Genomic DNA, 10,445 nt, shown 5'->3' on the forward strand with positions numbered 1-10,445 from the left:
AGATTCAGAGTTACCGCATAGCATGGATTCTTTGTTGCGTGCTTACGAACCAAATTTCGAGAACCCTATTAAAAAGGTTGCCTAAGTGAAAAACATTCCCCTTCCCCACTTCAAAGGTGGGGAGGTGGTTAAACTGTACATTCAACTTCATTTGCCATGTGACAAAGATATAGGGACTTGTTCTCCATTATGTTGCATATCCTCAACAACTTCTGAAACGAGGTCCATAATACCTTTTAAAGCTTTCTCTGCTTGAACATCTAACCATGAAAGGGATGGAAATTCTGCACACAAACCAACATATTCCTCATCTTCTGGTGACCAAAAAACACGATAGGTAGTATAATGATTATTGTTCATGTTTTAACTCTATCTTTTCTATTATCCTCTATAAAGGATACACTAACCACGATGACTTTTTCGTAAATCTCGTTCAATCAGATGCCTAACATAGCGTGTATAAGGAATAGCTTGTTTTTTCGCTTTTTCCTTTAAAGCTTTCATAAGCGCTTGAGGCAAGCGAATATTGATAGAAGCTTCTTTAGGTAAGAATTCGAAATGAACGGGTTTAAAACCGGTTAAGTCATAATCTGTAAGATCAGCAGTATCAACAAAGTTTTCAGCTTCTTCATCCGTCTTGAAAACAGGTATCTGTTTTAATTTAGAGGTTTTCATAAAAATCAATCTCCTTTTGATGCATATAACGGGCGCTAATAGGACGCACAAACAGTTCGTTTTTTATCATTCTTAAGGTAAAAACTAAAAAAATATATCTTTCGTTATAACTTCTACCAATAGCTCTGAAACGCTCTTCTTTAACATTTGGGTCGTTCTTTATGACGAGATTTCCAGGTTCGGTGAATAAATACTCAATTTCTTTTTTAGAAACTCCATGTTTAGCACATTTGGGCCAGTTACCTTCATCCCAGTTTATGCCATAAATTTTGATATTTATTGTCATAACGAATGTATATCAAAATGTATCCACAAATACAATAAAAATAATTAAATATCAATTTGTTCGAATAGGAGCCTTTATGCATCCACGCGAAACGATAAGAGAAACATTTGTTACGTTGATAAAAGCAGCACAGACAACAGCTGGTGATAATGTTTTCAATATGCGTGACTTCAACTTATTTATTGAAGCAATGCCGGCCATTAATATCTCAACGCAAAACGAAACCATCGAAGATGGACATGATTTTGGCTTAAGGCGGCGCGTTTTAACAGTGGATGTTGAATGTTATAGCACACAAGAAAACGGAGCGTGCTTCGTTGATCAATTAGCATGGCAAGTTGAGAAGATTTTCCATGCCAATCCCAATCTTAACAATACCGTTGAGACGTGCCGCTTGCAAAATATTGCTTTTGCCTTTGGCGATAATGGTGCTCTAGCGCTCCATGGTGCCATTTTAACCTTTGAAGTCACTTACGTGACCAATATTCCCTCCCCTCATGAAGAAAATGCAACCGCAGGAATTGTTAAACCGCTTGTCGGTTTTAAACCAGAAACCGGTGTGGAAAACGAAGAGAAATACGTAAAAATTGAGGAATCCCATGTTAGAGCGACGCGATAAAGAGATTACCGATTTAAAAAGACGCGTAGCCAATATGGTGGTGGTTGGGAAAATTAGCCATGTCGACCACAAAAATGCACGCTATCGGGTAAAGAGTGGTCATCTGATCAGTGACTGGATTCCAGATACACAAACCCGCGCTGGAAAAACCTGTTCTTATGAAGGGCGCGACATTGGAGAACAAGTCGTTGTCGTCTCTTCCTCCGGCGATTTATCACAAGGGGTGATACTTGGCTCACTCCACACCGATGCAAACCAAGCAGCCGATAAAGGCAATATCCATAAAACACTTTATCCTGATGGCACAATCGTTGAATATGATGATAAACAAAATAGCTATACCCTTAATCTCACATCAGGAGGAAAGTTTAATCTCACGATTTCTGATGGTGTGTCGATAAAAGGGGATGGCAAGAAATTAGAATTGCAAGCACCAGAAGGCATAAAAATTGTTTCAAAAGGTGACTTGAACTTAAACGCAGAAAAAGCCATTGCCCTAAAAGCAGGCGGGGGAATTTCACTCCATTGTGATGATGGCATTGCTCTTCATTCTAGTGACTTAAAGCATAACGGCACCAATGTAGGAGCAACTCATGTTCATGGGGGTGTTTCCCCTGGTGGCGCTATGACAGGAGGTCCCAATTGAACAGTGGAATGGACCGTATGACAGGAAAGCCGTTATCCGGTATTGATCATTTGCGCCAATCAATTCTTGATATTTTGTCAACACGCATTGGTTCGCGTGTCATGCGGCGTGATTACGGTTCACGCATTGCGGAACTGATTGATGCTCCAGTGAATAATGCTTTTGCTGTTGCTCTTTATGCCGCTGTTGCTGAGGCTTTAGACAAGTGGGAGCCCCGTTTTAAGCTCCAAAAGATTGATTGTAAAAGGTGTGATGATGGAAAAGTATTCTTGTCCTTTGAAGGCATTTATTTGCCATCCGGCAAACCCATTACCATGGAAGGATTATTGATACAATGAAGAACCTTGCCAATCCCGAAATCATCTCAGAACTTTCTTTTGAAGAAATCCGCGCTGCAAATATTGAATATTTAAAAGAACTCTTGCCCAGCTATACCTTTTTAGAAAGTGACCCTGCATTAAAAATCATTGAGGCTTTTAGCTATCGAGAACTGCTTTTGAGACAACGCATTAATGAGGCGGCACGTAATAATATTCTTGATTTTGCAAAAGATGAGTCTCTTGATGCTTTGGGCAATTGGCATGGTGTTCAACGAATGGACGGTGAGAGTGATGAGAGATACCGCGAACGCATAAGACTTCACACCCGCAGTGGCAAAGGCAGTGGAACAGAGCCTTATTACAAATTTATTGCTTTATCCGCAGATAGCTGCGTAAAAGATGCCATTATTTATCGGAAAGGGAAAAACCCAACCATTCATGTTGCCATTTTTGGCAACAATGAAGAAGAAACCGCAAGCCAAGACTTGCTAGACAAAGTCTCACAAGCCCTTCACGATAAGAACGTCATCATGACCAATGACACCATCCTTGTGCATGCGGCTGTTGCAAAAGTTGTGGACTTAAAAGCAGATGTTTGGCTGTTACCAGAAACGGCACTCACGGTTTTAACCCAAATGGAGGCACATTTACGCACCGCTTGGAAACAAAAACAAGCCCTTGGGCGTGAATTAAGCCTCTCGTGGTGGATTTCCAAACTCATGATTGCTGGTGTCCAAAAAGTGATCGCCATTACACCAACAAGGGACAGTACGGTTTGTGATGAAGAAGTTTTATCGATTGGAAAAATCACCTTAAACTTTAAAGGGCGGGCACGCTAATGGGTGGTACTTTACTCCCAACAAATGCAACGGAATTTGAAAGGCGCCTTGCTGATGTTTGCGATTTTCATCAAGATGTTGATGCTTCTGTTTTGGGGATTTCGCGCTCTAAACTGATCACACGCCCTCCCCGTTTCTTGCCATGGTTGATTGAAGAATATGGGCTTGGAGAACTCACCCCTTATGTTCCAAACCTCTATGATCTTCTTGACCAAGGACTTGAATGGCAGCGGATACGTGGCTCTGTAGCGGCAATTGATATGGGTCTTCAATGGCTTGGACTCTCAGTACACTTTACACCCGCGTGGACAGAGCGTGCTTGGTGGAATTCCTTTCAACTTGAATTTGATCACTTGCCTGAACGAGGTGATCTTGAGGCAATTGAAGCCATTGTCGACCTTTCCAAAAGCTTGCGCTCTGATTTTCGCCGCGGTGTCATTGGTTATGATGTGGGGGCTGTTGAAACAAATATGTCACAGCTTGATAACAGTATGCTGGATTTTGAGAGCGGCATCCGTCTTACAGCTCTTGGCACACTGTTTTCCTTTGGACGCACGACAGAAATCAACCACGTTCTCACAAAAGAAGAAGGCAAACTCATTGGCAACTGGATTGATGATTTCGATGAGGAATTAAGCTGGGACCATATCGATTACCCTTGGGATTTGGCAAATTTTCCATGGTGTTCTGTCAAAAAACACGAACGCGATATATTGATGGCAGAATGGTTCCAAAACCGTTCCCTTTATCTCGCTTTAAGAGATATCGATAACACTCTAATTGGGTTTCGCCGCTGCTATGCTGTAGCGCCTGTCGAACCAGCTTTGGAGGGTGTTTATAGCCATTGTGGCAACAAATTTAGTCCTTCGAAAACTGGCACCATGCTGTTTCTTGCAGCGCGCACCGATTTTCGGGATGTTGAAGACAAACAAGCCGCCTCTGTTTCCCTTCTCGTTCATGGCACTGTGGCAGAACAGACACCTCCTGGCAAACTTTGGTGTGACGAGGGTGAACTAAAGGGTGGTGTAGAGATCCTTAAAACACCGATCAACATTTCTTTGCGCGCAGATGTTCGCGAACAATTCAAGATTTTATTGAGGTTTTAATATGAAGCATGAAAGTGGCTTACCCTTTGCAATTGATCGATCCGTTGGCAAAGATGAACAACAAAGCGTTGTATTCTATGGACAGCGCCCTTTTCTTCAAGCAGGAGAACTCAATGAAGTTCAAACCATCATAAGGGGGCGCCATGACCGTTTGGGGCGCCTTGTGGCACAAGAAGGAGACCGTGTTGAACGAGCAGATGCCTTTGTCAATAAAGATAAGCAAACCGTCACTTTAACAGAGGGCAAGATTTATATCGCCGGCGATATCTTTCCGGTCTCAAATGCCGTCTTAGAGAATGTTTCTATGGTTGGACGCATAGAAATCGGTGTAAAACTGCAAAAAAGCTGGGTGACATATGAAGATGATCCACAGCTCTTAGGACAAGTGCCAGGGTCTTTAGCAGAAGGAGAAGGAGGTGCTGCACGCGAGGTGGCAAAACTTGTCTGGGCTCTCAAAGATGATGAACAGCAAGGCACGTTTTTCCCCGTTTACATTTTGCAAGATGGTGTGCTCATTGATCAAAAATCCCCCTCACTGCTTGAACCAGCCATGCAAGCCATTGCGACGTACGACCGCGCTCATGGGCATTATATCGTGAATGGTTGCCGTGTCACAGCTTTGGGCCAAGAGGGACAAAAGCAAGTGTTCAGTATCCAAGAGGGAGAAGCCAATATCAATGGTTTCAAACGCAAACGCTTAGCCGCCTTGCGCCATGAAGAGATGGAAGACTTTTCGACAAGTGAAGTTCCTAGTGAAACCCATATTTTTGCGCCTCAAAGCAAAAAAACAAGCTTTACCTTTAAAACCTATTACACCCCCATTGCAGCTGTTCATTCCATTTTATTGACGAAAGAAAAAACCGTTAATGTGACCCGCGGGGCTATTACATCTGGGCGTGATGGTGTTCCTGACAAAAGTATCACTTCTTTTGTCAAAATTGTCCAAGGAGGCAAGGAATTTAAAGAGGGAAAGGATTTTAAAAAGACCGGAGACACCATTGATTGGGCACCTGTGGGGGATGAACCGCTTCCTGGAAGCAGCTATAAAGTGACTTATCGTTATCGGGCAAGTGTGAAGGCTGATAAAGTTACAGCACAAGAAATCACTGTCTCAGATGGCGCAATGAACGGTGATATTATCGTGAATTACACTTACAAATTGCCCCGCATTGACCGTATTGGTCTCAATACTGGGGGCGATGTTGTCTATATCAAAGGGGTTTCGGCAGACCAACCTATGGCGCCAAGCGTTCCTGAAGATGTGCTCTCTCTTGCCACCATTACCAATAACTGGATTGATTTGCCTATTGTCAAAAATGATGGCACACGTGTTGCGCCTTATGATGAGATGTGGCGCTATTTTCAACGGGTGCTTTCCCTTGACCGCTTGATGCAATTAGAGCGCATTAAAAGCAATGTGGATTCTAAAGAACCCGTTGCCAAAAAAGGCATGTTTGCAGACCCTTTTCTCGATGACTCTTATCGCGATGAAGGTTTTGAACAAACGGGTGCTGTGGGAAACGGTATTTTACAGCTTGCTCTTGACCCAACATTTTATACCGCCCCCCTAAACGCCCCTGTCACCCTTGACTGGACCAATGAAGTGATCATTGCGCAAGAATTGACAACGGCTTGTGAAAAGATCAATCCTTATCAAAATTTTGCGCCTCTCCCTGGTACAGTCACCCTTACCCCCGCAACAGATTTTTGGCATGTTGAGCGCACTGATTGGCTCTCTGGTGTGACCAATCAACTCAATATGGGCTGGAATCGCGGGAGCACTATCCGCAACACGGAAGTACGTGATGACCTCATCAATGAGACTCGAGAGCAAATCGACTTTTTAAGACAAATAAAGTTGAATTTTAAGATTGAAGGTTTTGGCAGTGATGAAATCTTGGACAGTCTTACCTTTGATGGCGTGAATGTCTTGCCAACAAGCCGTCTTGTTGCCAATAGCAAAGGCACCCTTGAAGGGAGTTTCAAGATTCCTCCAAACATTACGGCTGGGACAAAGAATGTGATTGCACGAGGGAAAGGTGGAACAACAGCAACGGGGCTTTTTACCGGTCAAGGGGTGATTGATGTGAAGGTGATGCGGCGTACCACCACGGTGAAAATCTGGACACAAGTCGACCCGCAAGCCCAAGTCTTTACCCCCGATGAAACACGTCAAATAACGGGGATTGATTTCCATCTTTGTAAAATAGGCAATCAAGCCCATGATCTGGTGATTGATTTGGTCACTACCGAAAACGGTTATCCCACCGCCGATATTCAAGCCCAAACCTCCTATTCCATGAAGGGCGCCAAAACCGGCTGGGCTGGCGCACGCTACGCTGTTCCTTTGTTAGTGCCCGATGATCGTCTCACCGCCTTTGTGCTTAAAACTGATGATGGGGATCATTCTGTTTCTCTCGCCAAACTTGGCGATTTTGATAAAGGCAACCAAAGATATGTTTCAAGTCACCCCTATGTGACGGGTCCACGCTTTTCTTCTGTTAATGCGCAGAGCTGGAGCGCGCACCAAGATGAGGCTTTAGCCTTTCGGGTTCTCGCTGCACGCTATAAACAAACAGAAAAAACGGTGGATTTAGGCACCTTTGATCTTGTGGACTGCTCTGATTTGCAGGTGCGTGCAGCCATTGAATTGCCTTCAAGCGATTGTTCTGTCATCTTTGAAATTGAAAGAAACAATGGCACGGTTTATCAACTGCTTCCCTTTCAATTGCTCAAGCTGACCGAATATATCAGTGAAAAAGTCAAGCTTCGCGCCATTCTCAAAGGGACAGAGAAGCTTTCACCGGTCTTATTTGCCCCTGTGCAATTGATTGCAGGAAAGATTCATAAAACAGCCACTTATGTCACGCGTGCTTTTGCCTTTGGGGAAAAGGCAAGGCTGACCAGTTATATCAAAACCTTTTTACCGGGCGGTTCTTCATTCACCCTCGAGATGCAACTGGATGATGGTACCTTTGTCCCTTTAAAACTCGATGAGACAGAACAACTCGCTGAACCGCTTTGGACAGAGCGCAAATTTGTGAGCAGCGACAAAACAGCCAAACAAGCGCGCCTTAAACTCACCCTTACCGGTGGACCTGCTGCACGCTCCATGGTGCGTGATTTTGGCGCCGGCGTATTGTGAGGGGAGAACAAAAAATGAGCAAAACTAAAAAACTCGACATGGAATTACCCAAAGAAGGACGCTTTATTAGTTCTGAATTTCCAATCTTGCGCGAAAACTTGACAAAAATTGATCAGGCTCTTGCAGATGTTGAGGAAAAGATAGATCAAAAAGCCCCTTTACAACATAAGCATACAATCAGTGATGTTGCAGATCTTGAAGCAGCCCTTAAGTCCAAAATGGCAGCCGATAAAACCTTCACTTTTGCTAATTTAAGCGATATCGAGGGTGCTAAGGACGCTGCAAATAATTATGTTCTCTATAAATCAAGCAATAATAACTTCACCTTTGGCAGTGCTGTATCCCTGTTAGGTGCACACCAACATAAAACCGAAGATATTGTGGGGCTTGATGACTTTAGAGCTAAGATCAATGAAGATCTGACCAGCTATGGACGCTTAGCCAACCCAAATGAATGGCAGAATTATAATAAATTTACCAGCAAAGTCACTATGAGTGGCGATTTGGAGCTGTTGGGAAACTCATCATTGAATATTACCCATAACAATAAAGTGGTCACTAACTTAAGTACAAACGGAAGCTCACTTAAAGGACCACTGAAAATCGATGGTGATGTTGTTTATACCAAAGCGCAAGTTGATGCAGCCATCTTAGCAGGGATAAAGAGTCTTAAAAAAGATTTGATCGATAAAATCACCAATTGGCCGGCCCTTGCTGATGCTGAATTGCTCTATACACAGAACGGAAAAATTGAATGGCCCGATTGGGTCACGGATAAAACCAAGGTAGAAATTACAGCCTGGGGCGGCGGCGGTAGTGGTGGTGGAGCTTTTGCTTCAAGATTAGGAGGAGGAGGTGGTGGTGCCGGTTGTTCCGTATGGTATGGCTATAAAGCCAGTTTAAAAGGGCATGAGAATATCATCATTGGTAAAGGAGGAGCTTCTGTTGCAAAGAGTTTTGTAAGCGGTAATTCTGGAGAAACAACAGTTGTTGGCAAAAATTTTATGACGGCTACAGGAGGAAAGGGTGGTGGTGGTGCTTACTCCCATACCTCTCACTCGGGATTTGGTGGTAGTACGACTTCCTACTATTCAGGTTCTGGTGGAGCTGGAGGCGTGGGAGGAAATTTTGGTTTAGCAACAGACGAACATTCAGGACTTGCTAAAGGCGGCAATGGTTGTGCTGGAACAGATGGAGTGACTGGTAAGACAAGCGGGTGTGGCGGTGATGCTGGAGGTGATACATCAAGGGGGGGCTCTGGAGGGATAGGAGAAGGTTCCTATAGTTCAGGAAAAGCAGGGCGTGGCTTTGGAGGTGGGGGTGCTGGTTCTCATGCCGATTCTTCTCCAAGCGGTGCTGGAGCTGATGGTGCTGTTCTTATAAGGTTATGGAAAGAATAAATACAAAACCAAAGAGAGCGCAAGTCAAATGCATGCTTGTAGCGAGCTTGTATGATTTTCAAAGCCTTTTTAAAGTTTTTTTTTGACTAACACTGTCAGTCTTATGAGAGAGTGTAGATGATTGTTATTGTCTCTTCATTGATTTGGAGAGAAAAATGACAATAGAATTTAAATTTCGTATTTGCTTTATGAAAAATGGAAAGAGATCTAAGTTTTTAGCAATATTTGATCAGACAGCCTTTGGTGCAGTTGGAAAATCCTTGATGTTAACGTGCAAATTTATCCCCTTCATAAGTTTGTGCTTCTCTTTACGCATGAGGAGGAGAAATAGGATAGTGCTCTGCTTCATATGCTTCAATCAACAAAACAAGAGCCTCCATGAGATCAAATTCTGGAGTGTTCTCTTGAGGTTGATTATCAAACATTGCAGATACAATTTCTAAGGCTTCTTGATAATCTTTCTCAGTGCGAATGGGCTTGATGTTCATTTCTTAAATTTCTTTAAATTACATGGTATTGATGTCATACTAATTAGATTGTAATAGTTTTAAAATTAATTGCAAAGAAGACTATCCATGACCACACGTAATCCTAATCGCTGCCCTACTCATCCAGGAGAGCTTTTAGCAGATATTATTCCTGAAACTTGTAAAACAAAATTAGAAATTGCACAGATGCTTGGTATATCACACCAACATCTTTGCGATATTCTAAAGGCAAAAAAGCCCATCTCCCCTTCTCTTTCAGTCTATCTTGGAAAGATGTTTGGTGATGGAGCTGCCATATGGTTACGTATGCAAGCCAATTATGATGCTTGGCATGCAGAGCGTGATATTGATGTCTCTTCTATTCCAACACTAACAGCTAACGAAATGAATGCGCAAATGGAACATAGCCATTCATGATCTTCTCCCCACCCTAAAGATGGGGAGATGAACCATGTTTTATCTTAAGCAACCTTTTTAATGGGGTTGTCTAAATTGGGTTCGTAAGATTTTAACAAAGACTCTATAATCGGAGGTGGTCTTAAAGTTCCAAAATTTGTAATCATTGCCAAAATTTTAAGTATATTTGGCATCTCATCTTGAAGTTTTAAAATCAAAGCTTTTTCTATCGCATCCATAGTCTCAATAAGAGTATTAAAAGCCTTGTCTTCAATATCATCACGATCAGAAAATTGATACAACGCCATCCACAAATCGCATAAAAAATCTATACTGGTATTCATTGTACATCTCCATGGATTTGCTCTCTTAAACATGCCAAACCTCTCGGGGTTATTTTCGTGGAAGGCAGTATCTTTTCTGTCCCATCTGGTCTTTGAATGGTAATCGCAGGGCAATCCATAAAGCCTTTCTTGATTTTATCTTGATAGGGTAACAACGGCGCCCCTGGAGCACGTCGATACA

At 42.9% G+C, this 10,445-nt stretch carries 13 protein-coding genes and 1 pseudogene; 8 read left to right on the top strand and 6 right to left on the bottom strand.

The window, feature by feature from the left end:
• Positions 1–150: 150 nt before the first annotated feature.
• From PVV70_RS09440 to PVV70_RS09450, 3 genes and pseudogenes are all read right to left on the bottom strand, one after another.
• Positions 151–360, bottom strand: a pseudogene (locus tag PVV70_RS09440) (toxin-antitoxin system HicB family antitoxin); the annotation flags it as partial.
• Between the two features lie 42 nt (positions 361–402).
• Positions 403–675 carry a CopG family antitoxin gene (locus PVV70_RS09445; RefSeq protein WP_241436204.1) on the bottom strand — a complete coding sequence of 91 codons (273 nt, stop codon included), beginning with the start codon at positions 673–675 and terminating at the stop codon, positions 403–405.
• Positions 662–961, bottom strand: a complete 300-nt coding sequence (locus tag PVV70_RS09450; protein ID WP_273758988.1) for a BrnT family toxin — start codon at positions 959–961, stop codon at positions 662–664. Before PVV70_RS09450 ends, PVV70_RS09445 begins: the two co-directional genes overlap by 14 nt.
• A gap of 76 nt (positions 962–1,037) precedes the next feature.
• Here PVV70_RS09450 and PVV70_RS09455 point away from each other — a divergent pair, with 76 nt between their 5' ends.
• Genes PVV70_RS09455 through PVV70_RS09485 form a run of 7 tightly spaced genes read left to right on the top strand, consistent with a single transcriptional unit; the run spans position 1,038 to position 9,036 of the window.
• Positions 1,038–1,580 carry a hypothetical protein gene (locus PVV70_RS09455; RefSeq protein ID WP_273758989.1) on the top strand — a complete coding sequence of 181 codons (543 nt, stop codon included), beginning with the start codon at positions 1,038–1,040 and terminating at the stop codon, positions 1,578–1,580.
• Positions 1,561–2,226, top strand: a complete 666-nt coding sequence (locus PVV70_RS09460) for a phage baseplate assembly protein V (protein WP_273758990.1) — start codon at positions 1,561–1,563, stop codon at positions 2,224–2,226. The genes PVV70_RS09455 and PVV70_RS09460 overlap by 20 nt, the downstream gene beginning before the upstream one ends.
• On the top strand, positions 2,223–2,564 hold the full coding sequence (locus PVV70_RS09465) for a GPW/gp25 family protein (protein WP_273758991.1): 342 nt from the start codon (positions 2,223–2,225) through the stop codon (positions 2,562–2,564). Before PVV70_RS09460 ends, PVV70_RS09465 begins: the two co-directional genes overlap by 4 nt.
• Positions 2,561–3,385: a baseplate J/gp47 family protein gene (locus PVV70_RS09470; protein WP_273758992.1), complete on the top strand. Its 825-nt coding sequence runs from the start codon at positions 2,561–2,563 to the stop codon at positions 3,383–3,385. The genes PVV70_RS09465 and PVV70_RS09470 overlap by 4 nt, the downstream gene beginning before the upstream one ends.
• Positions 3,385–4,491 (top strand): phage tail protein, encoded by a 1,107-nt coding sequence (locus PVV70_RS09475; RefSeq protein ID WP_273758993.1) that lies wholly within the window; start codon positions 3,385–3,387, stop codon positions 4,489–4,491. The genes PVV70_RS09470 and PVV70_RS09475 overlap by 1 nt, the downstream gene beginning before the upstream one ends.
• A gap of 1 nt (position 4,492) precedes the next feature.
• Positions 4,493–7,636, top strand: coding sequence for a DUF4815 domain-containing protein (locus tag PVV70_RS09480; RefSeq protein WP_273758994.1), 3,144 nt, complete (start codon positions 4,493–4,495; stop codon positions 7,634–7,636).
• Positions 7,637–7,650: 14 nt separating this feature from the next.
• The gene (locus PVV70_RS09485) at positions 7,651–9,036 is read left to right on the top strand and encodes a Bgr_08870 family protein (protein WP_273758995.1); all 1,386 of its coding nucleotides are present in this window, start codon (positions 7,651–7,653) and stop codon (positions 9,034–9,036) included.
• A gap of 308 nt (positions 9,037–9,344) precedes the next feature.
• Here PVV70_RS09485 and PVV70_RS09490 read toward each other — a convergent pair whose 3' ends face one another.
• Positions 9,345–9,524 (bottom strand): type II toxin-antitoxin system HigA family antitoxin, encoded by a 180-nt coding sequence (locus PVV70_RS09490; RefSeq protein WP_273758996.1) that lies wholly within the window; start codon positions 9,522–9,524, stop codon positions 9,345–9,347.
• Positions 9,525–9,611: 87 nt separating this feature from the next.
• Between PVV70_RS09490 and PVV70_RS09495 the strand changes: the two genes are divergently transcribed.
• Positions 9,612–9,941, top strand: a complete 330-nt coding sequence (locus tag PVV70_RS09495) for a HigA family addiction module antitoxin (RefSeq protein WP_273758997.1) — start codon at positions 9,612–9,614, stop codon at positions 9,939–9,941.
• A gap of 44 nt (positions 9,942–9,985) precedes the next feature.
• Here PVV70_RS09495 and PVV70_RS09500 read toward each other — a convergent pair whose 3' ends face one another.
• On the bottom strand, positions 9,986–10,264 hold the full coding sequence (locus PVV70_RS09500; protein ID WP_273758998.1) for a hypothetical protein: 279 nt from the start codon (positions 10,262–10,264) through the stop codon (positions 9,986–9,988).
• On the bottom strand, positions 10,261–10,445 hold a 185-nt coding region (locus PVV70_RS09505; protein WP_273758999.1), incomplete at its 5' end, for a phage antirepressor KilAC domain-containing protein. The genes PVV70_RS09505 and PVV70_RS09500, both read right to left, overlap by 4 nt.

It is taken from the genome of Bartonella sp. AU55XJBT (assembly GCF_028618525.1).

What these genes read in the sequence shown, in the direction of transcription:
- PVV70_RS09455 (WP_273758989.1), top strand. Translation starts at nt 1,038, where the DNA reads ATGCATCCACGCGAAACGATAAGAGAAACATTTGTTACGTTGATAAAA.
- PVV70_RS09485 (WP_273758995.1), top strand. Translation starts at nt 7,651, where the DNA reads ATGAGCAAAACTAAAAAACTCGACATGGAATTACCCAAAGAAGGACGC.
- PVV70_RS09480 (WP_273758994.1), top strand. Translation starts at nt 4,493, where the DNA reads ATGAAGCATGAAAGTGGCTTACCCTTTGCAATTGATCGATCCGTTGGC.
- PVV70_RS09470 (WP_273758992.1), top strand. Translation starts at nt 2,561, where the DNA reads ATGAAGAACCTTGCCAATCCCGAAATCATCTCAGAACTTTCTTTTGAA.
- PVV70_RS09475 (WP_273758993.1), top strand. Translation starts at nt 3,385, where the DNA reads ATGGGTGGTACTTTACTCCCAACAAATGCAACGGAATTTGAAAGGCGC.
- PVV70_RS09490 (WP_273758996.1), bottom strand. Translation starts at nt 9,524, where the DNA reads ATGAACATCAAGCCCATTCGCACTGAGAAAGATTATCAAGAAGCCTTA.
- PVV70_RS09450 (WP_273758988.1), bottom strand. Translation starts at nt 961, where the DNA reads ATGACAATAAATATCAAAATTTATGGCATAAACTGGGATGAAGGTAAC.
- PVV70_RS09460 (WP_273758990.1), top strand. Translation starts at nt 1,561, where the DNA reads ATGTTAGAGCGACGCGATAAAGAGATTACCGATTTAAAAAGACGCGTA.
- PVV70_RS09500 (WP_273758998.1), bottom strand. Translation starts at nt 10,264, where the DNA reads ATGAATACCAGTATAGATTTTTTATGCGATTTGTGGATGGCGTTGTAT.
- PVV70_RS09495 (WP_273758997.1), top strand. Translation starts at nt 9,612, where the DNA reads ATGACCACACGTAATCCTAATCGCTGCCCTACTCATCCAGGAGAGCTT.
- PVV70_RS09445 (WP_241436204.1), bottom strand. Translation starts at nt 675, where the DNA reads ATGAAAACCTCTAAATTAAAACAGATACCTGTTTTCAAGACGGATGAA.